The sequence below is a fragment of the Nocardia sp. NPDC006982 genome (assembly GCF_042869435.1).
Taxonomy (GTDB): Bacteria; Actinomycetota; Actinomycetes; order Mycobacteriales; family Mycobacteriaceae; genus Nocardia.
Genome location: NZ_JBIAFV010000001.1, coordinates 272,039 through 294,550, shown reverse-complemented (window position 1 = coordinate 294,550; position 22,512 = coordinate 272,039). Strand labels below are relative to the sequence as shown.

Below are 22,512 nucleotides of genomic sequence, written 5' to 3'. Positions count from 1 at the left end.
TCTTGCGAAAATCACTCACCATCGAGTTCGGAAAGATCCAGCAGATCGCGATAGGGGTTGTACCAGTGCGAACCGGGATCCGCCGGGGCCCGAGCAGACCTGACAACCTCGGCCGCCGACTCGACCGCTTGGCGAGCTCGGCGAGCGGCCCGGAATCGCTGCCACTGTCGGCTCAAAGCGACGAATCGTTGCGTTTCCTGCGCGTCGCGTCCACAACCGAGAACAGTCTGTGCGTGCAGCACCCAACCATCGCCGATGGGATACTCGGCCTCCGCCCAGTTGTCGAGCAACGCTCGAGCGAACGCTGTTGCCGAGGCAGAGTCCACGGCATCCGTGACAATTTGCACACCGGCGTAGTCGCGGCCCGGTTTGCACATCATGAGCATCGTGATCAAGTCGAGGACAGCCGGTAACGGCAGGACTGTTTGCCTGTTGCAGCAGTAGTCTCGGCAGCCGATCGAGTGCGATCCAACGGCGCGGCTTGGGGATTCGTTGCGGCAACAGCAGGCAGGGGTCGGCATCCAGAATGGCTGTGACCGCTGCGGGAGCCTTTGGATGATAGGCGGATGCCGCAATGGCGAGCGCATCACGGTATCCGGCCTCGGCCAAGATGGGTAAGGCGGCTTCGGCGCGGATATGGTCTCGACCGGTTCGCCCGAGCGCAATCGCTATCAGATCGGTTGCAGAACCGTAGAAATGGCGGTCGAGCCAGCGCAGCGCAATCGTGCGTCGCCGGTTCTCCGGATACAGCCAGCGCGCCATGAAGATCGACACCGCAGTGCCGTCGACAGGCTCGACAACACCGGCCATGCGATTACTCTGCTCCGTCCAGAGCCTGCCCGCCAAGGCTGGGGACCTCACCCCGAACGGGTGACACATTCGCCGAGCAACGTCGAATTTCACCGTCACAGGCTGCGGATCGCCCCAACAGACGTATCGTTGCGGAGGTCGCGGACCGCGGACGACGCCAGCGGGGCGAGGGCCGCGACGGCGAATCCGACGCCGCTACATAGTGCGATGTGTTCTGCGCCCCATCGCCCGGCTGCGGGTCCGGCGAGCAACTGCCCGAGCGGAATCGCCGCGAACGAGAATAGATCGCTGTAGGAGGCGACCCTGGAGAGCAGGTGGCGGGGCACATGCTTCTGCACCGAAACGTCCCAGGCCGTGCCCACCGCGGTGAATCCCATGCCGGTCACGAAGGCGCATATCAACAGCCACGGTAGTCCCGCGCCTAGGCCCAGTGCCAGCAGCGCGCTTCCGCCGAACGCGGCGACCAGATGCCCGGCACGCAGCAGATGCCGCGGCGCATATCGGTACATCAGTGCGCTCATCGCGACCAGGCCGAGAGCGCGCACACCGAGCACCAGGCCCCAGGCAGCGGGGCCCTCACGATGCTTGGTCAGCGCGGGCCCGACAATCTGCCACACGCCGGTGGCGAACAGGTTGATCAAGCAGAACGACAGGGTCGTGGTCCACACCCATCGGATGCTGCGAAAAGCGTGCCACCCGTCCCGCATGTCGGCCAGCAAGCCACCTGCCTTGGCTGCGGGTGTCGGGGTGTTCATCGGCAGGCGTGACAGCAATCCGGCAGCGATCAGAAAGGTCAGTGCGTCCATGGCGATGGCCCAGCCGCCGCCCACCGAGGCGACCAGGATCCCGGCCGTGGTCGGTCCGAGGATTTTGGTGGCATTCTTGGTGCCGCTCAGCAGCGAGTTCGCCCGCTGCAGGGCATCAGCGGAGACCAGTTCCGGCACGATTCCGCGCAACGCCGGTGCGGCAAACGCTTCGAGCGCACCGTTGACCAGCTCCAAGCCGACCACGACCGGCAGGCTGTAGTGCCCGGTGAGCAGCACCGCCGCCACCGCCGCCTGGGTCAGACCGGCACCGAGGTTGGCGGTGGTGAGTACGATGCGACGGGGGAATCGGTCCGCAAGCACACCCCCCACCAGCAGCAATGCCAGATGCGGGGCAAGCTGGGCGGTCAGGACGAAGCCCAGATCGCCGAGCTGGCCGGACGCAGCGAGCACCGCGAGCGCCAGCGCCACCGGTGTCATGGCGCTGCCCAGCAGCGAGATCAGCCGAATCAGGAGAAACCGGTGGAACAGCGGGGTCAGGCGGCGCGTGGAGGTGTCGTGCACGCCGCGATGGTGCCGATACGGCCAACCAATACACCAACGTTTCGCAGAAAGACGAAACGATGACTCTTCTCAAGTTGAGCGCGGGCGCCCTGACGCGTTGCCGGTTCGGCCTCTCACCGCTCGCGGAGACGATCGGGGCACTGATCGCGCTGCAGCGCCGACATACCGATCCAGGGCAGGAGGCATGGCACGGCCGATTCCGCGCGGACTACGACGGCTGGCTTGCGCGGGATCCGGTGGCTGCCGGGCTGCTGCCGCTGCTGGCCGCCACGAAGCTGTTCCCCGACCTCGTTGCCCAGCCGCCCGGCGCCGGGACGCGCACCCGTATCGACGACGAATTAGCTACTGTTGCAGCATATTCCGATACGCAGGTGCGTACGTCGGTGATGGCGTCGATCGGTGAGAGCTGGGAGTCGCAGGACACCGCCTGGCTGGCGCTGGACGGCCTGGCTCCCCGTGTCGCCGACTTGCTGCGGTATGGCTGGGATCATTTCGTGGCACCGGATTGGCCGCGGCGCCGGGCGATTCTCGAACGCGACATTGCCTACCGGACGGGCCTGGTCGCCGACCATGGCTGGCAGTATGCAATCGATTCGCTGCGGTCGAGGCGGGTATGGTCCTCGGCCGATATCGCGATCCGGTTCAGCGACCGTTCCTTGCCCGATCGCGAGATCGCCGACGAGGGACTGATTTTCGTGCCACGCACCACCAACGGTGGGTGGTGGACCTGCGAGCAGCCACCCCGATACGCGCTGGTATATCCGGCGCGTGGCGCAGCGGCCGCTCTCGAATCGGCCGAATCGGACATACTGGCAACGCTTCTCGGCTCGGGTCGAGCTCGGGTGGTGCGCGAGCTGGTTCAGCCGGCCACGAGCAGCCAGCTCGCCGCCGTCCTGGATGTCTCGCTGGGCACGGTCGGTGCCCACCTGTCGGTGCTCCGCGACGCCGACATCGTCGCGGGCACACGGGCGGGAAAAAATGTGGTGTATCGCCTCACCGACCGTGGTCGGCGGCTGGTCACCACACTCTCCTCGACGGTGTAAATGTAAGCAGCCCCAGGAGCAGAAAGATTCGACCGGCGCTGTTCAACGCCTGCAACTTGCTGGGGCTGAGTCCTTCTGGCCGACCGTGGGCGTATGCGGCAGTCGGCGCGGCCGAACACCTGACATGCGGCCATGACAGCGTGTTGCCGGGCGCGTGATGTTGCCATGTTCGGGGCTAGGCGAGTTTTGCTCCGGCCGAGGGATTTCGGGGTATGCCGCGCTTGATGATGTCGGAGACGAAGCGCAGGACGAGAGCGTCGCCAGGGGTGCCGATGAGGCAGACCAGATCGCGAGACAGGATGGGGTGCAGGTGTTTCAGCGCGCCGGACAGGCCGCTGGTGAGGGCGGTGGTGGGGACCAGTGCAATGCCGAGTCCAGCGGCTGCGAGCTGGGCCGCGGTGGTTGCCTGACGGGTTCGCATGACGGCGGTGAGGGCCACGCCGTGTTGGGCGGCTTCGGCGTCGAGCCAGCCGCCGAGGCCGTTGTCGCGGTGGTAATGCACCAGTGGTTGGTGGCGAAGGTCGTCGAAGCCGAGTAGGTCGCGCTCGGCCAAAGGGTGGCCGGCGGGCAGGACTGCCACGATTTCCTCGGTGCCGATGAGCTCGGACATGCCCGTCCAGCGACTGGGTTTCGGACCGAGAGCGAGGTCAGCCTGACCGGATTCGACCTGACGGGCGAGCTCGTCGGCGCTGGCGGCCTCGGTAAGTACCACCTCCAAGGCGGGCTTGTGTCGCAGCCAGGTGCGCAGCACCGGCGCGAGCAGGCTCGCGGTCAGGCTTTCCGCGCAGGCCAGCCGCAATTGTCCGCCATCGCCACGGGCTGCGGCTCGTCCACCGCCGACCGCCCGTGCGGCCGCGGTCAAGGCCGCGCGGGCGTCGGCTTCGACGGCGCGGCCGACGACGGTGGCACGCACCCCGCGCGGCAGCCGTTCCACCACCGGCGCGCCGATCTCGCGTTCGAGCGCCGAGAGCTGATGCGACAGCGCCGGCTGCGACATGTGCAGCACCGCTGCGGCACCGGTGATCGACCCGGCATCCAGGACGGCGATCAGACATTCCAGAGCGCGCAAGGTTGGCATTCGTAAATTCTATGGAATAGATCGAAAATATTCAGTTCTCGAAGGGATGATCCATCGCTGACGAGACGCTGAACCGGGCATGACAACACTGCAAGACAAGACAATGGTCATCATCGGCGCCGGGTCGGGCATCGGCCGCCGCATTGCGGAAGATGCAACAGCCCAAGGCGCACAAGTGATTTCGGTCGGTCGACCGGAAGTGGATCTGACCGACGAGGCGACGATCCGCGCCCTGGCCGACCGTGTCGGTCAACTCGACTACCTGGTGTCGCTGGCCGCCGACCACGCCAATGGCCCGGTCACCGACCTGGACCGCGAACTCGTGTATCGCGCCTTCGATGCCAAGGTGATCGGACCGATCCTGCTCGCCAAACACTTCGCACCCCGGTTCCGAGCGGGCGGTGCGATCCTGCTGTTCTCCGGTGTCGCCGCTTGGCGACCGGTGCCAGGGCGCGCGGTGATGGCCGCCACCAATGCGGCCGCCGCGACCTTGGCCGAAGCCCTTGCGGTCGAACTGGCTCCACTGCGGGTCAACGCGATCTCGCCCGGCATCATCGATTCCGGCGCCTGGGACGGCCCCGGCAAGGACGCGTTCTTCCGCACCGTCGCCGAGCGCAACCCGGCCCGCCGGGTGGGCGCCCCGGCCGACATCTCCGCTGCGGCGCTCGTGGCGCTGACCAACCCGTTCCTCACCGGCACCACCCTGCACGTCGACGGCGGCGGGAGGCTGGCATGAAAGTCGCGCTTTTCGCTTGTGCCGCGGTGATTCTCGCGGCCTGCTCGACGCAGGCCCAGCCGCCGGTCGACCCCGTCGACCGCTCCGACGACCTGATCATCCCGCAGACCGTACACATCGACGGCGGGCTCAGCGCGGCACAGGCCGCTCAGGAAGTCCATGTGGCGCAACTGCTGTACACATTTTGGAACACCGGCAACGTCGACTACCTCGACCGGGCGATCACTCCGTCGTTCCGCGACAACACACTGCCGCCGGGTCGACCACAGGGTCCGACCGGCCCCGCGGCGGCGTCCAAGAACTTCCGTGCAGCGGTTCCCGACCTAACCTGCGAGCTGGCGGATCTGTACGTCACCGGAGACACCCTCACCGCACGGCTGATCTTCCGAGGCCACTTCACTGGCATCTACAACGCCATTCATGGCACCGGTCAACCGGTCGAATTCAACGCGATCGATCTACAGCACGTCGGAAGGGACCACGGACTGATCAGCGAAGACTGGCACATCGAAGACAACCTCACCTTCCTGCACCAGATCGGCCAGGCGCCATAACACCTCACACCATCGCGGGGCGAGCACAACTGGCTCGCCCCGCGCCCGCATATCGGCATTATGGGCTGTTCGCCTGCATGGCTGCGGTACACGCCCCTGCACGCACAGGCGCTGCACGCCTTCCTCGCATTGCGCGGTGGCCATGGACATCAGCAGGCAATGGAAATCATGCGCGCGACCAACCGCGGCGACACCGAGTCCGCCCACGGCTCATCGACGCCGCACACGTCGCGCTGCTCACCGAACGCGACACCCGCACCGAAGTCGCAGCGGCTCTGGGCACCCTGTCCACCACGGCACCGGCCCCGGTTTACGGTCGACCGCTGACCGTGGGCGAACTCGCACGCCGACTCGGCGTGCACCCGGCCACGCTGCGTACCTGGGAGACCGAGGGCATCCTGAGCCTGGAACGCGACCGGGCAACGGGTTACCGCCAGTACGGACCGGCCTACGTGCGCGACGTCGAGATTGCCCGACAGCTGCGCCGAGGCTGTATCGGATCGCGCAGTTCATCGAATCGCTGAGCGCGGCGGGCGGGGCGGACGCGTTGAGCGCCTTCCTCGACTCCTGGCAGGACCGGCTGCTCGCGCGCAGTCGCAATCTTCTCACCGGCGCGGCCCAGCTCGATACCTACCTCGCCATGCTCGATCAGGCGTCGCAGCGGTGACCTACTACCTGCCCACCGAAACTCGGAGCATCGGTAGGATGCTTGACTCGTTCCAGAAAACGGACGAGACTCCTGGGCGTGCCCACGGACACGGAATTCCAGCAGATGCTGCGGGGAGTTTCGCTTCGCGTGACCGCTCCGCGTATTGCGATTTTGAGTGCGGTGCACGACCATCCGCACGCCGACACGGATTCGATCATCCGCGCCGTGAGAGCTCGCCTGTCAGCGGTGTCGCACCAGGCGGTGTACGACTCGTTGCGCGTGCTCACCGCCGCCGGCCTGCTTCGATGCATTCAGCCGTCCGGCTCGGTCGCGCGGTACGAAACACGGGTCGGTGACAATCACCATCACGTCGTATGCCGATCGTGCGGATCGATTGCCGATGTCGACTGCGCGCTCGGTGAGGCTCCGTGCTTGACCGCGACCGACGACCGCGGCTTCTCGATCGACGAGGCCGAGGTCATCTACTGGGGGCAGTGTCCCGATTGCGCCGCGTCGCACGCCCATTGATCACATCCTGACCGCAGCCCGCGTACCCATTTCAGGAAGGAATGTCATGACATCCGACAGCCGCCCACCCGCTCCTGAGACCGGAACTCGAAGCGCAAGCGAGAGCGAGAACCCGGCCATCCCGTCCCCGACTCCGAAGACCGACCATCGCCCTCGCACCAACAAGGACTGGTGGCCCGAGCAGATCGATGTCTCGATGCTGCACGCACATTCGTCCAAGTCCAACCCGCTGGGCGACGATTTCAATTACGCCGAAGAGTTCGAGAAGCTCGATGTCGACGCGCTGAAGGCCGATGTCGCCGCGGTCCTGACCGACTCGCAGGACTGGTGGCCTGCGGACTACGGCAACTACGGTGGCCTGTTCATCCGGATGAGCTGGCATGCGGCAGGCACGTACCGGATAGCCGACGGGCGCGGCGGCGGCGGTCAGGGCGCACAGCGCTTCGCGCCGCTGAACAGCTGGCCGGACAACGCCAGTCTGGACAAGGCGCGTCGGCTGCTGTGGCCGGTCAAACAGAAGTACGGCAACAAGATCTCCTGGGCCGACCTGTTGGTTTTCGCCGGCAATGTCGCTCTCGAATCGATGGGTTTCCAGACCTTCGGCTTCGGTTTCGGCCGCCCTGATATCTGGGAGCCGGAAGAGGTGTACTGGGGCCCGGAGGACACCTGGCTCGGCGATGAGCGCTACAGCGGTGACCGAGATCTGGCGAAACCTTTCGGCGCTGTCCAGATGGGTCTGATCTATGTGAATCCGGAAGGGCCCAACGGCCGCCCGGATCCGGTGGCCGCCGCGCGGGACATCCGAGAAACATTCGGCCGGATGGCGATGAACGACGAGGAGACCGCCGCACTGATCGTCGGCGGCCACACCTTCGGCAAGACCCACGGGGCCGGCGATGCCGACCTGGTCGGTCCCGAACCCGAAGCGGCCCCGCTCGAGCAGCAGGGCCTGGGCTGGAAGAGTTCCTACGGCACCGGCAAGGGCAAGGACGCCATAACCAGCGGTCTCGAGGTCGTCTGGACCGCCACCCCGACCAAGTGGGACAACGGCTTCCTACAGAATCTGTACGGCTACGAGTGGGATCTGACCAAGAGCCCGGCCGGGGCGTGGCAGTGGAAGCCCAAGGACAATGCGGGGGAGGGCGCGATTCCGGATCCATTCGGCGGGCCTGCCCGAACCCCGACCATGCTGACCACGGACCTGTCTCTGCGGGAAGATCCGATCTATCGGGAGATCACCCGCCGCTGGCTGGATCACCCCGAGGAATTGTCCGAGGCGTTCGCCAAGGCGTGGTACAAGCTGCTGCACCGTGATATGGGCCCGCTCAGCCGCTATCTCGGGCCATGGGTTCCCGAGCCGCAGCTGTGGCAGGACCCGGTTCCGTCCGTCGATCACGAACTGATCGATGAACAGGACATCGCGGCGCTAGGGCGCAAGGTCCTCGACTCCGGCCTCTCGGTCACGCAGCTGGTCAAGACCGCGTGGGCGGCGGCGGCGAGCTACCGCAGCACTGACAAGCGCGGCGGCGCCAACGGCGCCCGGATTCGACTCGCGCCCCAAAAGGATTGGGAGGTCAACGAACCCGCCGAGTTGGCGAAGGTACTTCCCGTGCTCGAACAGATCCAGCAGGAGTTCAACGGTTCGGCCGCCGGCGGCAAGAAGGTCTCGCTGGCCGACCTGATCATCCTCGCCGGGTCAGCGGCGGTCGAGAAGGCGGCCAAGGACGCCGGCCACGACATCACGGTGCCGTTCACCCCCGGCCGGACCGACACCACACAGGACAACACCGACGTGGAATCGTTCGCGGTGCTCGAACCGCGGGCGGACGGATTCCGCAACTACGTGCGGTCCGGCGAGAAGGCTCCGCTGGAGCGTCTGCTGCTCGACCGCGCGTACATGCTCGACGTGACAGCTCCGGAGATGACAGTCCTGGTCGGCGGCCTGCGCGCCCTGGGCGCCAATTACAACGGCAGCAAGCACGGTGTGCTCACCGAGCGTCCGGGCCTGTTGACGAATGACTTCTTCGTCAACATGCTCGACATGCGCACGGAATGGAAGGCGTCCGAGTCCGCGGAAAACGTCTACGAAGGTTTCGACCGGTCCTCCGGCCGGCCCAAGTGGACGGCCACCGCCAACGACCTCATCTTCGGTTCGCATTCGGTGCTGCGCGCGATAGCCGAGGTTTATGCGCAGCAGGACGCAGCAGAGAGGTTCGTGAACGACTTTGTCGCCGCGTGGGTCAAGGTGGTCGACAACGACCGGTTCGACCTCGCCTGATCTCGTCTCGTTCGGCGATGGTGGGGCGGCCACGTAGCGCGTCAGGCCTGTTTCGCCGCGAGCTCGATCACGGTGATATCGGAGGGTGCGCCGACGCGCACCGGGGGTCCCCACGCGCCCGCGCCACGGGTCACGTAGAGCTGGGTGTCACCGTAGCGTTCCAGGCCCGCGACGGTCGGATTGGCAAGTGCCGCAAGGAAATTGCCGGGCCAAAGCTGACCGCCGTGGGTGTGGCCGGACAGTTGCAGGTCGACGCCGAACTCGACCGCATCGTGGATCTGCACCGGCTGATGCGCCAGCAGTACAGCGGTACGCGCGAGGTCACGGTCGCCGAGCGCGGCGGCGAAATCCGGCCCCTGCCCGATGCGTCCACCCTGAATATCGTTGACACCGGCGAGGTCGAAATACGGCAGCTCGGTGCGGCTGTTCGCCAGCAGTCGCAGTCCGAGTTCCTGCACATGCTCGATCCACTGCTCGGCACCGGAGAAGTACTCGTGATTGCCGGTGACGAAATAGGCGCCGTGACGCGCATGCAACCGCGATAGCGGCTCGACCGCCGAGCGCAGGTGCTCGACGCTGCCGTCGACCAGATCGCCGACCACGGCAACGAGATCCGGTTGTGTGCCGTTGATCGTCTCGACCACTCGCTCGGCGAATCCGCGGCCCAGAATCGGACCGAGATGAATATCGCTGACCACCGTGATCCGGAAGCCGTGCGCGGCGCGCGGCAGATTGGCCAGCGGCACCGTCAACTGCTTTACCCGCGGGCCGGCCAGCACGCTGTGGGTGCCGTATCCGACTGTGGACACTGCCGCCAGCGTCGTCGCAGCGCCCACCGAACGAGAAACGAAGAGCCGCCGCGAAACCGGCGTGGGACGGCCTTGCAACGCGTCCCCGATTTCCGGAACCTCGACCGCCTCCTCGGACGAGCGCGCGATCCAGCGCCGGAATAGCGGCCGGACCAGCTCACCCACCAAGAGCCAGAGCACGAGATACAGGAACAGCGCGCCCCACATATAGCCGGGCCAGGCGATGATCTGGGTGAGCAGGAACGGAACCCCGGCCGATTCAGATGCAAACGCGCCGATCAACAGCGCTGTCCCGGCAATGATCACCCCCGACCCCGCACGGCGTCCGAGCGATCCGGGCTCGGTGGTGTCCCGCACGAGCCGCCGCCACAGATACCAGTGCACGCCGACCACTCCCACAACGACGATTACCGCACCGACGACGATTCCCACCGCGACCACCACGTCCACGGCAGCACTCTATGCCCGGTCGAGGCCAAGGTGCGCGCAGTGCATTGCGGCGTTCGCTGTATGCCGCTGCGCAAGTGGTGCCGCCCTGAAGTTGGCGCACCCGCATGGCCTGAAGTTGGCGCCCCCCAATGGAAGGTGAGGTGTTTGAGGTGGCGGAAGCTCCGACGCGCGCTGAGTCAGCCGACAGTTTCTGTCGAGACAGCGGCTTAGTACTACGGCGCCAACTGCGAACGGCTACGTCAGGTGAAGGCCCGATACGACCCGCATAAGGTGTTCAGCTTTGAGCAGAGCGTGTCGCTATCGAGGGAATCTACGGTATGACTACGTAGCAATCGGCCGAGCCAGCTACCCTGAGACGTCAGAGATGTCCAGTAGTTGATGAGGGAGACGGCATCGTGCGTGGATTCGGGGATTTGGAGGCGGTGATCATGGACCGCATTTGGGATCGGGACGCGGAGACCACAACGGTGCGCGAAATCTTCGACGAACTGGCCGCCGAGCGCGGTATTGCCTACACCACGGTCATGTCGACCATGGACAATCTGCACCGCAAGGGCTGGTTGGCGCGCGAACGCGCGGGCAAGGCATATCGATATTGGCCGACGCTGACCCGTGAGGAACACAGCGCGCGGCTCATGCTCGAGGCGCTCGGCTCCGGCGGGCGCTCGGATCTGGTGCTCAGCCATTTCGTCGATCGGATCAGTGAGGAGGAGTCGGCCGGACTGCGTGCCGCGCTGCGTCGGCTGACCTCGCGCAAAACCCCAGAGGCGCCGTGAACGTAGCCGTCAGCCTGATGATCTACGGCAGCTTGGTGGCCACCTTCGGCCCGACCGTGCTGCGCAGACTGACCCGGCGCGGCGTCGCGCCCCGGCTCGGGGTGCTCGCCTGGCTGGTCGCGATCGCGGGCGCATTGGGTGCGTGGGCGATCGCGGCCGCCATGCTGATCGTCGAATTCGCCACCTACTGGTATCCCACCGATACGCTGCGCGACTGCTATAACGCGCTGGCGACACCAATGCGCCTGCACAGTGGTCTGCTGGTCCAATTGGGCACCCTGACCTGCGCGGCGCTGGTCGCCGTCGCGCTCCTCGGCGTCCTGGCACACGCCGCACAGGCGATGCTGTACATGCGACGCAAAACCATCGCACACGGACGCGCCGTTCGCATGGTCGGTCGTCGCGTGCCCGGCGTCGGTGCGGTCGTGCTGGATTCGCCGGAGCGCCAAGCCTATTGCGTGGCCGGACGGCCCGACACCATCGTCGTCACCAGCGCGGCCGTCGACGCGCTGACCGAGAAGCAGCTCGCCGCAGTGCTCGCCCATGAGCACGCACATCTGAGCGAGCGGCATGCCGGACTGCTCCGATTCCTGCGCGGCATCGCGATCACGCTGCCCGGGATGCGTCTGGTGACCGACGGGGTGCACGAAATCGGCCGACTACTCGAGATGTGCGCCGACGATACGGCGGCGCGCACGCACGGCCGGGAGCCGCTGCTCGGGGGCCTGCTCGCGATCGTCGGCGCGACCGAACCGCTTCCGGCCGGCGCATTGAGCGCCGCGGCCACCGCCGTACTGGATCGGGCCGAGCGCTTGGTCGCACCGGTCGGCGCGGTGCATCGCGCGACGAACCGGACCGCATTGCTCGCCGTGATGGCGGCGACCGTAGTGGGTCTTCTCGAGATCGCGGTCGGAGTACTGTTCTGCAGCACAGTGCTGGGATGAATCCGGTACTGCACCGGGCCCGGTAAGGGGTTGGGTCCGGTCGGTCGGCTGAACAGAGGAGGGGCATAGGTGCACGTCACCTGGGATCAGGTTTTCGCTTGGCGGCTGCGCAGGCAATTCGTCGCGTCACCCGATGATGTCGGGGTCACCCAGATCGTCGAGCGGCTGTGCGGTGTGCAGGCCCAAGTGACCGCGGCCGCGGATCTCGCGGTGGCGCTGCGCCGCAGTAAACCCGATCCTGGTGCGCTACTACCGGAATTGGCGGCGGGCACGCTGATGAAGACCTGGGCCATGCGCGGAACATTGCACGCGCTCGCCCCCGATATGGCGGCCGCAATCCTGTCCTTGATCGGCTCCGCCCGGACCTGGGAAAAGCCCGCTTGGCAGCGCACCTTCGGGGCGTCGCCGGCGGAGGTCGCGGCGCTGGCCGATGCGGTGGCGCAGGTGCTCGACGGCGTGGTGCTCAGCCGGGACGAACTGGTCGAAGCGCTGGTCGCCGAACCCGCATTCCATCGGCTCGGCGAGGAATTGCGCTCCGGCTGGGGTGCGCTGCTCAAGCCGCTGGCCTGGCAGGGGGCACTGTGTCATGGTCCGGCACAAGGTAATCGGGTCACCTTCACCAGCCCGGCCCATCTGATCAACGGTTGGCGCGGCCTACCCGAACCCGATGCCGCCGCGCCCTTGGCTATTACCGGCTACCTCGGCGCGTACGGCCCGGCGACCCCGGAAACCTTCGATGCCTGGCTCAGCCGCAACAGTCTGAAGAAAACGACGGTGCGCCGGTGGTTCTCCGAACTCGGGGACGCGCTCACCGAGGTCGATATCGCGGGCCGGCGCGCCTACATACTCACCGAACACGCCGACGAACTGGCCGCCACGAAACCGACCGGCACCTCGGTACACCTGTTGGGCGCCTTCGACCAATACGTCCTCGGACCGGGCACCGGCGACACCGAATTGCTCCGCACCGAACATCGCGCGCGGGTGAGTCGGGCAGCGGGCTGGATCTCTCCCATCCTGGTCATCGACGGCCGTATCGCGGGCACCTGGGAGACCACCGCCGACGATCTGTCGGTCACAACCTTCGACGGCACATTCCCCCCGACTCGCGACCTCAAAGCCGCCGCAGACCACGTCGCCGCAGCCATGGGCCACACCGGATTCACCGTCCACGTAGCGTAGCGACCACACCTGGTCGTGGTCACCATGGGGGAGGCGAGGATTCAGCCAGAATGTCCGGATGAGCCCGTTGTCAACACTGTCCACCTCCGAAATCAGCGCGGATCGTCTCCTGCTGCGTAAGGCGCATGACGGCGACCGTAAGGGTTTCATGGAGTTGCAGACCGATTGCGCCGCGATTCCTGGGGCGCGGGTCTGGCATTCGAAGCGGCGACAGCCGCACTACACGCAGCTGCCGCCGAGCTCCCGGACCAGCCGGTCCTGATCATCACCCAGACGGCCAACCAGCGCTCTCTGAAACTCGTTGCCCGCCTTGGTTTCCAGCCGATCAGCACCTTCGAAGCCTTCGGCGAGCAGCAGACCCTGGCGACTGCCCGCCTATATACCTACAGAGCCTGAGCTCATACTGTGGCGGGCTCGTTCCGCTACCGGCATGGTCAGGTCAGGGTGGGAAGAAGAAGCCGGGCGGCAGTGCGTCTGCCGGTCGGATTTCAGTGAGTTCTTTGAAGCAACCAACTAGGCTGAGGCTCATGCGCAGGACCAGTTTCGATGAGATGAACTGCTCGGTCGCCCAGTGTCTGGAGGTGGTCGGCGAATGGTGGACGCTGCTGATCGTGCGCGACGCACTCTTCGGCGTGACCCGCTTCGACGACTTCCGCGCGCGCCTCGGCATCGCCCGCAACGTGCTCACCCAGCGCCTGGAACACCTTGTCGCGCACGACATCATGGTCAAGGTGCCCTATCAGGAGAATCCGGTCCGCTACGACTACCGGCTGACCCACAAGGGCCGCTCACTATGGCTGGTCGTCGATGCCATGCGGCAATGGGGTGACGAGTGGGCCGCACCCGACGGGCCACCCGTGCAGGCCGTGCACGAATCCTGCGGTAAGACCACGGTGATCGAACCGGTCTGCGCCGAATGCGGCGAGCGGGTACGCGGGCGGGACCTGCGCCCCGTCGACGGCCCCGGAGCGGCGGGCGGGCGCTCCATCCTGCCCGCCGACCTCCAGCACGCCCACTGATCGATACGTCCATTAGGCTGCGGCGGTGGTGGATGGGCGAGTGCGGAAGCTGATCGACACGGTCGCGTGGGTACGCATCGAAGACGGCCGCATCCTGTGCGCGCGTCCGAAAGGCAAGGACATCTTCTACATTCCGGGCGGCAAACGCGAAGGCGCGGAGTCTGATCTGCAGACGCTGCTGCGCGAGATCGAAGAGGAACTCACCGTCGTGCTGCTTCCGGAAACCGTCGCCCACGTCGGCACCTACGAGGCCGCACTGCACGGACCGGCCAGCGATGTGGTCGTCCGGATGAGCTGCTACACCGCCGACTACCGCGGCACCCTCGCGGCAAGCAGTGAGATCGAAGAGGTCGCCTGGTTCTCCTATGCGGATCGCGCGCTGGTACCGCCGGTCGATCAACTGCTGTTCGACGACCTCATCGATGCGGGCCGATTGACCTGAGGTGCCCACGCATCCGCGGCGCGGGATACGGTCGATGGCATGACCACGGTTCGCTCACTGTTGCGTTGGGCCGCATATGCGTTGGTTGCGCCGGTGATCGGTCTCGGCCCCATAGCGAGCCGGTTTCGGGTCCCGCGCCGGTTGCTGGGCATTTTCATCGCGCCGCGAGATTCCCTGGCGGTGCGTGCGGTCGCGCATTCGGTGCTGGCCGGCGTGGTCGGCCTGCTGACCTGGTTTCTCGCCTTCCTGGCGGCAATCGCGGTGGTGCGCGGAATCTTCTATCCGCTCGTCGCGGACAACGATCTCGAGCACTCGTGGGGCGGTCCGACGCTGGCCGGGGCCTGGGCGGTACACGCACTGCTCGGGATCGGGCTACTGCCTGTATGGGGTCTGGCGCTGGCCGGACTCGGTGCAGTGCAGGTGCGCCTGACCCGCCGGCTGCTCGGTCGACACGGTCCCTGGTGGCCGATTCCGGCATCGCTGCTGCTGGCCATCGGTGGCGCGCTGCTCTTCGTCGCGTGGTTGCATCAAGCCTGAATGCGGCACAACTTTTCAAAGTAGCCCGCATCGGTACCGAACTGGGTCCATTCAACCGTGCTCACTGTGACCGCGGTCGCCGAGTCATGGCGTTGGCTTCGAGCATGAAGTTCCATACCGACCGCGATGCCGAGAACACCCGTGCCGCAGTCCGTTTCGACGCCGTGACCCGCGAGGTCGATCCCGATGAGGATCCGGCGCTGACCCTGTGGCAGGAATGCGCGAGCACCGTGAATCATGTCCGGATCGCGGCGGGGCCGGTGGAGCGTGCGGGCACTTTGCTCGTCACCACTCGAACCGGCGCTCGGTGAACACACCGAACGCCGACTCGTCGGCTGCCTCGACGACTGGAAGGTCGACGCCATCACCGGCCACCACATCAGCCCCCGGCTGGAATACCGGTAGCCGCGATCACGTGACGACCGGAGCCCGCCCGGCCCGTTCGATGAGGTGTTGCACCAGGTTGAGTAGTACGTCTTTGCAGGAGGTGCGGTCGCGGGCGTCGCAGAGCATGACGGGGATGTGGTCGTCGAGGTCGAGTGCGTCGCGCACTTCGTCGACGGTGTAGAGGGGTGCGCCTTCGAAGCAGTTGACCGCGACGAGGAATGCGAGTCCGCGTCGTTCGAAGAAGTCGACGGCGGCGAAGGAGTTGCCGAGTCGTCGGGTGTCGGCGATGACGACTGCGCCGAGTGCGCCGCGTGAGAGTTCGTCCCACAGGAACCAGAATCGGTCTTGGCCGGGTGTGCCGAATAGGTAGAGCACGAGGTCGCGGTCGATGGTGATACGGCCGAAATCCAGCGCCACTGTGGTTGTGGTTTTCTGTTCGACGCCGGATAGGTCGTCGACCCCGGTGCTGACCTCGGTGATCAGTTCTTCGGTGCGTAGTGGTGCGACCTCGCTGATCGAGGACACCATGGTCGTTTTGCCGACGCCGAATCCACCGGCGATGAGAATTTTGACCGAAGCCGCCAGCTGCGGAGTCGCAGCCGACCGGGTCGGATCAAAGCTTTCGGATGCCATCCAGTACCGCTCGCAATATGTTGAGATCGCCGGGACCCGCGTCCGGCTGCACCGGCGCCCGGAAGATCAAGTGGCCCTCGCCGATCAGATCGCCGACGAGAATCTTGGTCACCGCCAAGGGGAGTTTCAGATACGCCGCCACCTCGGCGACCGACTGCGGTGCGCGGCAGAGTCTTACGATATCCGCGTATTCCGGATCTGTCCGCCGCAGGGTGGGCGGCGGATCGGCCATGACGACCACGGTGAGCATGTCCAGGTCATGGCCTGCTCCCATCACCCGCCCGCGGGTGACCGCATATGGCCGGACCAGGGGTCCGGCCTCGTCGTCGTACCATTGCCCACCGCTGTGTGTCATGGCAAGCGCGCTGGGGTGGATAGGTAGGTGCCGACGCGTTGGACAGTGACGTTCATTTCGTAGGCGACCATGCCGAGATTGGCGGATTCGGCGGCTTGCAGTGCTAGGCAGGCGTTGTCGCCGGCGGAGGTGACGAACAGGACTGCGCGGTCGAGTTCGATGACGGCTTGGCGGACTGCGCCGCCGTCGAAGCGGCTGCCTGCGCTGCGGGCGAGGCCGTAGAGGGTGGAGGACATGGCGGCGAAGTGTTCGGCGTCTTCGCGGGTCATGGTGGTGGAGCGACCGAGGAGCAGGCCGTCGGTGGACAGGACCACCGCGTAGCGTACGCCGGCCAGTCGGTCGACGAGGTCGTCGAGGAGCCAGTTGAGATCACCGGGGCTGGAAGAAGTCACCGTTGCCTTCCTGTTCATCGGAGTGTTTACCGCTCGGTCCCTGATAGGTGCCGAATTGCTCGGCGGCCGCCACCTCGGGCACTACGGCATCGGGAACGGCGCGGCGGCCCTGCCTGGTCCCGTTTTCGATGGCGGACATGAGGTCTCGGGCCTGCTCCGCGGAGCGCTCCCGCTCCGGCGGCTGCTCCGCTTCGGGCTCGGCCTGGGTCGGCTGCGCCAATTGCGGTGCGATGCTGGCCTGCCGGTTCCGGCGCGGCAGCGCGGGCCTGGTATCCGCGGCGGTCGGCTGCGGCGCCTCGAACGAGGGGCGCGGCGCCGGTGCCTCGATGGCAGGTGGTGCCACCGGCGGCGCGGTGAGCACGGCGGACTCGGCTTCCGCGCCACCGTAGGGGGAGGAATCGACGAAGGGGACCGGATGCCGTCGCCTGCGCGCCGACTCCAGCGGTTCGGAATCCGTTGTCAGAGCGGGTGCTTCATTGGCCAGCAGGGCCGACGGGATGAGCACGATAGCGCGGATGCCACCGTAATCGGACTCCGAGAGCCGAATCGAAACCCCGTGCCGCGCGGCCAGTTGCGCGACCACGAACAGTCCGAGCCGGGAGTCCGAGGACAATGCCGCGACACCGAAATCCGGTGGATTGCGCAACATCTCGTTGACCCGGGCGATCTCGGACTCGGTCATGCCCATGCCCTGATCGCTGATCTCGACGACCACGCCCTTGCCGACCACATTGCCGCTCACCTCCACCCGCGACTGCGGCGGCGAGAACGAGGTCGCATTGTCCACCAACTCGGCGATCAGGTGGATAAGGTCGGCCACGACGGTGCCGAGCACGTGGGTTTCGGGCAGTCGCGATACGCGCACCCTGGCATAGTCCAGGGTTTCGCCGACCGCGCTGCGCACCAGATCGATCAGCGGCACCGGGTTGCGCCACTGCCGACCCGGCTGACCACCACCGAGAATGATCAGATTCTCGGCATTGCGACGTTCGCGGGTGGCGAGGTGATCGAGCCGGAACAGGGTGTCCAGCAGGGCTGGATCCTCCTGGCGGTCCTCGGCCTTGTCGAGAATTTCCAGCTGCCGGTGCACCACGATCTGGCTGCGGTGCGCGATATTCAAGAAGACCGCCTTCACACCCTCACGGGTACGGGCCTCGGTCACCGCGCCCGCCACGGCCGCCGCGTGCGCGTGCTGGAATGCCTTGGCCACCTGGCCGATCTCATCGTCACCGTAATTCAGTTCCGCGGATTCGGTCTCCGGATCGATGAGCTCACCCTCGCCGAGCCGGCGCATCAGCTCGGGCAGCCGCTCGTCGGCCAAGGCGAGGGTCTCACCGCGAAGCCGCTTGAGCCGGTTGATGACTCGGTTGGCCAGCACGATCGCGATCAAGAACGCCAGCAGGCTGACCACGACGACGCCGCCACCGGCCCACGCGGATCGCGCGGTGGCATCGGCGGCCTTGTCCTCCGCCAACTTCTGTGAGTATTTGTTCTGGGCGATCCACACATCGATCAGCCCGCGGTTCACCTCGGCGGCCGCGCTGTGCCACTCCTGGGTGCTCAACGGCAGGGCGGGCGGCGTCGCCTGTTTGGTGCTGCTCGACGAGCTGGATGAACTCGACGAGCTGGAGGTGGTGCTCGTCGTCGTAGTGCGTTGGGCCAGCGCGTTTTCCATGGCGCTGATCTGCTGCCAGGCCTGGCTCGCCATCAGCGTGTGCAGGCTCTCCTGCTGCTTCGGATCCAGTTCGCCGGCCAGATTGGCGGCCTCGGCGTGATAGAAGCCGATCTGGCGCAGGAACTCCTCCACCGGAATGGGGGTCGGCCCGTTCGCATTGACGATCATGCCCGCGAGTGCGGTGCTGCGCGACATCGCTTCGGCCACCAGAAAGATCCGCATACCGTCGGCGATATGCACACCGATCTCGGCATCCGGCGCCGACTGTTCGGCGAGTTCGGTGCCGAAGGTGATGATGTCGAGCAGTCGGTTGTAGAAGTTGTAGGCGTCGGCGACCGGGAGCGTCCCGGCATCGGTGAGCGTGCGGACCTGGCTCATCGACGTCGACAGTGTCATGAAGTTCGCGGCGTTGTCACCGATCTTCGAATCATCCACCGCCCGTAGTCCGGCGGAGGCATCGATCAGGCCCTTCAGCGCGCCGTCGAGGCGCATCCGGGCCACACCGAGCGCGGGGGTGGCCGTATCGTCGCCGGTCAGCGCGGCCACCGTAAGCTGACGTTCGCCCTGGACCGCCTCCAGCAATTCGCGGGTCGAGGGTATCGCCTGCTGATTCTGCGACGCCCAGTCCTTCGCTTTATTTCCCTCGGCAACCAGATATCCCGCCGCGCCCACGCCGACCACGAGCAGAGTCAGGCTCGGCACGAGCGCGATCGCCAGAATCCGCGTTCGGACCCCGAGCCTCGCTCTGAACATCGCCATAACCTAAACCAGTTGTGACCATTTCGTTGCTCAAGTCCCGCTGAGCGGGACTCGAGTTGACATACCTATAGCACTTGCGCTGGGCCGTTCGATGATGTGCTGAACCAGCGTCAGCAGGGCGTTCTTGCAGGACTCGCCGAGTGTTGCGTGCCTGGTTCTCGGCCTTGGTGGCGATCAGATCCGTTGGGGTGCAGTCGAAGACGTCGCAAAAGCGACGGATAGCACCGGCAGCGACAGCCCTTCCGCCCGGCATCGACCGCATCTTCGAAGGCGGCCGTGGGGCGGTGACAAGATCTGATGGATCAATGTCCAGCAAGGGGAGGGCCACATGAACCAGTTGCCGATGCTGTCCGCCGTCCGGATCGAAACGGAGCGGGTCCTGCTGCGCAAGGCGCGCGACGCTGATCGGGAAAGGCTCATCGAGCTACAGACCGATCCGGAGGTCTGGGCCTATATCGGAGTCCCGCGGCTGCGGGAGGATGTCGAGCAGCGCCTCGATGCGATCGGCGGCACGGCCAACGCGACCGCCACTCCCGGCCACTTCGTCATCGCCGACAAGACCACCAACGACCTCATCGGAACATTCGAGCTCAAACGGCGCACCGCCGACCATCCCGGCCACGTCACCGACGACGGCGAGGAACTGGAATTGGGTTATCTGATGCGGCGCGACGCCTGGGGCGCAGGCCTGGCGTGCGAGGCCGCCACCGCCGCATTGCGCGCTGCCGCAGACGAGCTCCCCGACCAGCCGGTCCTCATCGCGACCCGGACTGCCAACAAGCGCTCGCTCAGACTCGCAGCCCGCCTGGGATTCCGGCCGGTCAGTACCTTCGAATGGTTCGACGCCGAGCAGACCCTGTGCCTGGCCGGCCTGCACTCGTTCAAAGCCTGAACGGCGAGCGCGAGCCCACCGCAGGTCACAGGCCCGCGAAACGGCCGATGGCGACCAAGACGGCAATGATCAGGATCGTCGTGGTGATAGCGATATTGCGGGGTTCGCGCAGCCGGATGTGCGAGCTGATCGCACCGATCATCACCACGGCGAAACCGACGGCCGCCAATGGGGTGAGCACCGGCGCGACCCCGGTCCACCACGGCACGATAATGCCGATGACACCGAGCAATTCGGCGTAGGCGGTCAAGCGCACCACCGGCTTCGGGAACACCGCGACGCCCGTCTGGCCCATCTCGACCAACTTCTCCTTGGATTGCGTGGCTTTCGCGATCCCGGATGCGGTGAACACGACGGCCAGCACGATCTGTCCGATCCACAGTGCGATATTCATGATTCCTCCCTCGATTGGGTTCAGGTGCCCATGAGACAAATCGGTTCTCGCGAACGTGACAGTTTCGGCCGAAAAGGCGTTGTCATCCGCCAAACCCGGGTAGTGGCTGCTATGGCTACCTCAGGCGGCGTATGTTGTGTGTATCCCGGGGTCACTCACAAGTAGGAGGCACCGATGCCCGCGCCGAATGCCGAAGTCTTCGACCGTCTGAGTGCGCTCGCCGCGATCGCTGATCCGGACACCCGTGCGCGCAAAACCATCGCCGAAACCTTCACCGGCACCGCACTCGGCAGCGTACCCGTGGGCACCGCCGATGATGTGGCCGCCGCACTCGACAAAGCCAAGGCCGCGCAGGCTCGATGGGCCGTGCGCTCGGCCAAGGACCGTGCCGCGGTACTCGAGCGATACCGCGAATTGGTCGTCGAACAGCGCGAATTCCTGATGGACGTGATCCAGGCCGAAACCGGTAAAGCGCGCTGGGCCGCCCAGGAAGAGATCATGGGCCTGATGTTCGCGGCCCGCTATTTCGCCAGGGTCGCACCCGATCTGCTCGACGCGCACCGCGTGCCCGGCGCCTTCCCGGTGCTCAACCGGGCGACCGTGCGCCACCACCCCAAGGGCGTCGTCGGTGTGGTCGCGCCGTGGAATTATCCGATGCTGCTGTCCATCGGCGATTCGATCCCGGCGCTGCTCGCGGGTAATGCGGTGATCGTCAAACCCGACAGCCAGACCCCGTTCTCCGCATTGGCCAGCGCCGAATTGCTCTACCAGGCCGGACTGCCCCGCGACCTGCTCGCCGTCGTTCCCGGACCGGGCACCGTAGTCGGTACCGCCATCGTGGACAACTGCGACTACCTGATGTTCACCGGCTCCTCCGCGACGGGGCGCACCCTGGCCGAACAGTGCGGGCGCAGGCTCATCGGCTTCTCCGCCGAACTCGGCGGCAAGAACCCGATGATCGTCACCCGCGGCGCGAAGCTCGACAAGGCGGCCAAGGCCGCGGTGCGCGCCTGCTTCTCCAATGCGGGTCAGCTGTGTATTTCGATCGAACGGCTGTATGTGGAGAAGGCGGTCGCCGCGGAGTTCACCGAAAAGTTCGTCGCCGCCGTGCACGCAGCGAAACTCGGTGCGGCCTATGACTATTCGGCCGATATCGGCAGCCTCATCTCCGAGGCGCAATTGGAGACCGTCTCCAAGCATGTCGCCGACGCGACCTCCAAGGGCGCCCAGGTGCTCGCGGGCGGCAAGGCGCGCCCGGATCTGGGACCGCTGTTCTTCGAACCCACCGTGCTCGCCGATGTCACCGACGAGATGGAATGCGGCCGTAACGAAACCTTCGGCCCGCTGGTCTCGATCTACCCGGTCGACAGCGTCGAGGAGGCGATCGGGCTGGCCAACGACACCGAATACGGCCTGAACGCGAGCGTCTGGGCGGCGAGCAAGGACGCGGGGGAGCGGATCGCCGAGCGGCTGCACGCGGGCACCGTCTGCGTCGATGAGGGTTACGCCCCGGCCTGGGGCACCACGGCCGCCCCGATGGGCGGTATGGGCATCTCCGGTGTCGGGCGCAGGCACGGCCCGGACGGACTGCTGAAGTTCACCGAACCGCAGACCGTGGTGGTCACCCGATTCATGAATCTCGATGCACCACCGGTGATTTCGCAGGACAAATGGCGGCGGTTGCTGATGACGCTCACCCGCGGCTTCCGTTTCCTGCCCGGCCGGTAAGACACCGACCCCGCCGTCCCGGTCTGCAGCGGGACGGCGGGGCTTCGTGGTGTCGGCCCAGGGCTGCGGACCCCCGAGCCGATCACCCGTTGGCCGCCCGCGGACGCACCCGCGGGCGTGAATCAGGTACCGGC

General features: G+C 66.2%; 24 protein-coding genes and 2 pseudogenes. 17 read left to right on the top strand and 9 right to left on the bottom strand.

What is annotated here, in order from left to right:
- Positions 1-11: 11 nt before the first annotated feature.
- Together ACFYOW_RS01550 and ACFYOW_RS01545 are read right to left on the bottom strand one after the other, a co-directional pair.
- Positions 12-380, bottom strand: coding sequence for a hypothetical protein (locus ACFYOW_RS01550; protein WP_387283450.1), 369 nt, complete (start codon positions 378-380; stop codon positions 12-14).
- A gap of 525 nt (positions 381-905) precedes the next feature.
- Positions 906-2,138: an MFS transporter gene (locus ACFYOW_RS01545; protein WP_387283448.1), complete on the bottom strand. Its 1,233-nt coding sequence runs from the start codon at positions 2,136-2,138 to the stop codon at positions 906-908.
- A gap of 59 nt (positions 2,139-2,197) precedes the next feature.
- Between ACFYOW_RS01545 and ACFYOW_RS01540 the strand changes: the two genes are divergently transcribed.
- On the top strand, positions 2,198-3,181 hold the full coding sequence (locus ACFYOW_RS01540) for an ArsR/SmtB family transcription factor (RefSeq protein WP_387283445.1): 984 nt from the start codon (positions 2,198-2,200) through the stop codon (positions 3,179-3,181).
- Positions 3,182-3,356: 175 nt separating this feature from the next.
- Here the strand turns inward: ACFYOW_RS01540 and ACFYOW_RS01535 are convergent, their stop codons facing one another.
- Complete coding sequence (locus tag ACFYOW_RS01535; RefSeq protein ID WP_387283442.1) at positions 3,357-4,259, bottom strand: LysR family transcriptional regulator; 903 nt, start codon at positions 4,257-4,259, stop codon at positions 3,357-3,359.
- A 79-nt stretch (positions 4,260-4,338) separates the two neighbouring features.
- On the opposite strand from ACFYOW_RS01535, the gene ACFYOW_RS01530 reads away from it, so the two are divergent.
- The 5 genes and pseudogenes from ACFYOW_RS01530 (at position 4,339) to katG (ending at position 9,004) form a co-directional block, all read left to right on the top strand.
- Positions 4,339-4,995 (top strand): SDR family oxidoreductase, encoded by a 657-nt coding sequence (locus tag ACFYOW_RS01530; RefSeq protein WP_387283440.1) that lies wholly within the window; start codon positions 4,339-4,341, stop codon positions 4,993-4,995.
- Positions 4,992-5,549: an ester cyclase gene (locus tag ACFYOW_RS01525; RefSeq protein WP_387283438.1), complete on the top strand. Its 558-nt coding sequence runs from the start codon at positions 4,992-4,994 to the stop codon at positions 5,547-5,549. The genes ACFYOW_RS01530 and ACFYOW_RS01525 overlap by 4 nt, the downstream gene beginning before the upstream one ends.
- A gap of 84 nt (positions 5,550-5,633) precedes the next feature.
- Positions 5,634-6,216: pseudogene (locus ACFYOW_RS01520) on the top strand (MerR family transcriptional regulator); the annotation flags it as partial.
- 105 nt (positions 6,217-6,321) lie between these two features.
- Positions 6,322-6,726 carry a Fur family transcriptional regulator gene (locus ACFYOW_RS01515; RefSeq protein WP_387285956.1) on the top strand — a complete coding sequence of 135 codons (405 nt, stop codon included), beginning with the start codon at positions 6,322-6,324 and terminating at the stop codon, positions 6,724-6,726.
- A 46-nt stretch (positions 6,727-6,772) separates the two neighbouring features.
- Positions 6,773-9,004 carry a catalase/peroxidase HPI gene (katG, locus tag ACFYOW_RS01510; RefSeq protein ID WP_387283437.1) on the top strand — a complete coding sequence of 744 codons (2,232 nt, stop codon included), beginning with the start codon at positions 6,773-6,775 and terminating at the stop codon, positions 9,002-9,004.
- Positions 9,005-9,045: 41 nt separating this feature from the next.
- Here the strand turns inward: katG and ACFYOW_RS01505 are convergent, their stop codons facing one another.
- Positions 9,046-10,263 carry a metallophosphoesterase gene (locus ACFYOW_RS01505; protein WP_387283435.1) on the bottom strand — a complete coding sequence of 406 codons (1,218 nt, stop codon included), beginning with the start codon at positions 10,261-10,263 and terminating at the stop codon, positions 9,046-9,048.
- Between the two features lie 222 nt (positions 10,264-10,485).
- Here ACFYOW_RS01505 and ACFYOW_RS01500 point away from each other — a divergent pair.
- The 9 genes and pseudogenes from ACFYOW_RS01500 to ACFYOW_RS01460 all read left to right on the top strand — a co-directional run.
- A pseudogene (locus ACFYOW_RS01500) lies at positions 10,486-10,584 on the top strand (BBE domain-containing protein); the annotation flags it as partial.
- Between the two features lie 74 nt (positions 10,585-10,658).
- Entirely contained in the window at positions 10,659-11,039 is a 381-nt protein-coding gene (locus ACFYOW_RS01495) for a BlaI/MecI/CopY family transcriptional regulator (protein ID WP_040690485.1), read from the top strand.
- Entirely contained in the window at positions 11,036-11,983 is a 948-nt protein-coding gene (locus ACFYOW_RS01490) for a M56 family metallopeptidase (protein WP_387283434.1), read from the top strand. The genes ACFYOW_RS01495 and ACFYOW_RS01490 overlap by 4 nt, the downstream gene beginning before the upstream one ends.
- A gap of 69 nt (positions 11,984-12,052) precedes the next feature.
- Complete coding sequence (locus ACFYOW_RS01485; protein WP_387283431.1) at positions 12,053-13,165, top strand: winged helix DNA-binding domain-containing protein; 1,113 nt, start codon at positions 12,053-12,055, stop codon at positions 13,163-13,165.
- A gap of 165 nt (positions 13,166-13,330) precedes the next feature.
- The gene (locus ACFYOW_RS01480) at positions 13,331-13,561 is read left to right on the top strand and encodes a GNAT family N-acetyltransferase (RefSeq protein ID WP_387283428.1); all 231 of its coding nucleotides are present in this window, start codon (positions 13,331-13,333) and stop codon (positions 13,559-13,561) included.
- A 131-nt stretch (positions 13,562-13,692) separates the two neighbouring features.
- Entirely contained in the window at positions 13,693-14,184 is a 492-nt protein-coding gene (locus ACFYOW_RS01475; RefSeq protein WP_387283425.1) for a winged helix-turn-helix transcriptional regulator, read from the top strand.
- Between the two features lie 40 nt (positions 14,185-14,224).
- Positions 14,225-14,626, top strand: a complete 402-nt coding sequence (locus tag ACFYOW_RS01470; protein ID WP_387283423.1) for an NUDIX domain-containing protein — start codon at positions 14,225-14,227, stop codon at positions 14,624-14,626.
- 39 nt (positions 14,627-14,665) lie between these two features.
- The gene (locus ACFYOW_RS01465) at positions 14,666-15,163 is read left to right on the top strand and encodes a hypothetical protein (RefSeq protein WP_387283420.1); all 498 of its coding nucleotides are present in this window, start codon (positions 14,666-14,668) and stop codon (positions 15,161-15,163) included.
- 104 nt (positions 15,164-15,267) lie between these two features.
- Positions 15,268-15,474 carry a hypothetical protein gene (locus ACFYOW_RS01460; RefSeq protein WP_387283418.1) on the top strand — a complete coding sequence of 69 codons (207 nt, stop codon included), beginning with the start codon at positions 15,268-15,270 and terminating at the stop codon, positions 15,472-15,474.
- Between the two features lie 100 nt (positions 15,475-15,574).
- Here the strand turns inward: ACFYOW_RS01460 and ACFYOW_RS01455 are convergent, their stop codons facing one another.
- Genes ACFYOW_RS01455 through ACFYOW_RS01440 form a run of 4 tightly spaced genes read right to left on the bottom strand, consistent with a single transcriptional unit; the run spans position 15,575 to position 19,358 of the window.
- Positions 15,575-16,183, bottom strand: a complete 609-nt coding sequence (locus ACFYOW_RS01455) for an ATP/GTP-binding protein (RefSeq protein ID WP_387283415.1) — start codon at positions 16,181-16,183, stop codon at positions 15,575-15,577.
- On the bottom strand, positions 16,164-16,538 hold the full coding sequence (locus ACFYOW_RS01450; RefSeq protein ID WP_387283413.1) for a DUF742 domain-containing protein: 375 nt from the start codon (positions 16,536-16,538) through the stop codon (positions 16,164-16,166). The genes ACFYOW_RS01455 and ACFYOW_RS01450 overlap by 20 nt, the downstream gene beginning before the upstream one ends.
- A complete protein-coding gene (locus tag ACFYOW_RS01445; RefSeq protein WP_387283410.1) occupies positions 16,535-16,930 on the bottom strand; it encodes a roadblock/LC7 domain-containing protein in 396 nt (131 codons plus the stop codon). Before ACFYOW_RS01445 ends, ACFYOW_RS01450 begins: the two co-directional genes overlap by 4 nt.
- The gene (locus ACFYOW_RS01440; protein WP_387283407.1) at positions 16,908-19,358 is read right to left on the bottom strand and encodes a nitrate- and nitrite sensing domain-containing protein; all 2,451 of its coding nucleotides are present in this window, start codon (positions 19,356-19,358) and stop codon (positions 16,908-16,910) included. The genes ACFYOW_RS01445 and ACFYOW_RS01440 overlap by 23 nt, the downstream gene beginning before the upstream one ends.
- 334 nt (positions 19,359-19,692) lie before the next feature.
- On the opposite strand from ACFYOW_RS01440, the gene ACFYOW_RS01435 reads away from it, so the two are divergent.
- Positions 19,693-20,256: a GNAT family N-acetyltransferase gene (locus ACFYOW_RS01435; RefSeq protein WP_387283404.1), complete on the top strand. Its 564-nt coding sequence runs from the start codon at positions 19,693-19,695 to the stop codon at positions 20,254-20,256.
- Positions 20,257-20,281: 25 nt separating this feature from the next.
- Here ACFYOW_RS01435 and ACFYOW_RS01430 read toward each other — a convergent pair whose 3' ends face one another.
- Complete coding sequence (locus ACFYOW_RS01430; RefSeq protein WP_387283403.1) at positions 20,282-20,650, bottom strand: DoxX family protein; 369 nt, start codon at positions 20,648-20,650, stop codon at positions 20,282-20,284.
- Between the two features lie 174 nt (positions 20,651-20,824).
- On the opposite strand from ACFYOW_RS01430, the gene ACFYOW_RS01425 reads away from it, so the two are divergent.
- Positions 20,825-22,378 carry a succinic semialdehyde dehydrogenase gene (locus ACFYOW_RS01425; protein WP_387283400.1) on the top strand — a complete coding sequence of 518 codons (1,554 nt, stop codon included), beginning with the start codon at positions 20,825-20,827 and terminating at the stop codon, positions 22,376-22,378.
- Positions 22,379-22,512: the final 134 nt, after the last annotated feature.

Bases quoted from the DNA above. Each gene is read 5' to 3' on its own strand.
- ACFYOW_RS01525 (WP_387283438.1), top strand. From the start codon at position 4,992: ATGAAAGTCGCGCTTTTCGCTTGTGCCGCGGTGATTCTCGCGGCCTGC.
- ACFYOW_RS01465 (WP_387283420.1), top strand. From the start codon at position 14,666: ATGACCACGGTTCGCTCACTGTTGCGTTGGGCCGCATATGCGTTGGTT.
- ACFYOW_RS01455 (WP_387283415.1), bottom strand. From the start codon at position 16,183: ATGGCATCCGAAAGCTTTGATCCGACCCGGTCGGCTGCGACTCCGCAG.
- ACFYOW_RS01475 (WP_387283425.1), top strand. From the start codon at position 13,693: ATGCGCAGGACCAGTTTCGATGAGATGAACTGCTCGGTCGCCCAGTGT.
- ACFYOW_RS01440 (WP_387283407.1), bottom strand. From the start codon at position 19,358: ATGTTCAGAGCGAGGCTCGGGGTCCGAACGCGGATTCTGGCGATCGCG.
- ACFYOW_RS01530 (WP_387283440.1), top strand. From the start codon at position 4,339: ATGACAACACTGCAAGACAAGACAATGGTCATCATCGGCGCCGGGTCG.
- ACFYOW_RS01535 (WP_387283442.1), bottom strand. From the start codon at position 4,259: ATGCCAACCTTGCGCGCTCTGGAATGTCTGATCGCCGTCCTGGATGCC.
- ACFYOW_RS01430 (WP_387283403.1), bottom strand. From the start codon at position 20,650: ATGAATATCGCACTGTGGATCGGACAGATCGTGCTGGCCGTCGTGTTC.
- katG (WP_387283437.1), top strand. From the start codon at position 6,773: ATGACATCCGACAGCCGCCCACCCGCTCCTGAGACCGGAACTCGAAGC.
- ACFYOW_RS01550 (WP_387283450.1), bottom strand. From the start codon at position 380: ATGATGTGCAAACCGGGCCGCGACTACGCCGGTGTGCAAATTGTCACG.
- ACFYOW_RS01435 (WP_387283404.1), top strand. From the start codon at position 19,693: ATGAACCAGTTGCCGATGCTGTCCGCCGTCCGGATCGAAACGGAGCGG.
- ACFYOW_RS01450 (WP_387283413.1), bottom strand. From the start codon at position 16,538: ATGACACACAGCGGTGGGCAATGGTACGACGACGAGGCCGGACCCCTG.
- ACFYOW_RS01425 (WP_387283400.1), top strand. From the start codon at position 20,825: ATGCCCGCGCCGAATGCCGAAGTCTTCGACCGTCTGAGTGCGCTCGCC.
- ACFYOW_RS01515 (WP_387285956.1), top strand. From the start codon at position 6,322: ATGCTGCGGGGAGTTTCGCTTCGCGTGACCGCTCCGCGTATTGCGATT.
- ACFYOW_RS01460 (WP_387283418.1), top strand. From the start codon at position 15,268: ATGAAGTTCCATACCGACCGCGATGCCGAGAACACCCGTGCCGCAGTC.
- ACFYOW_RS01540 (WP_387283445.1), top strand. From the start codon at position 2,198: ATGACTCTTCTCAAGTTGAGCGCGGGCGCCCTGACGCGTTGCCGGTTC.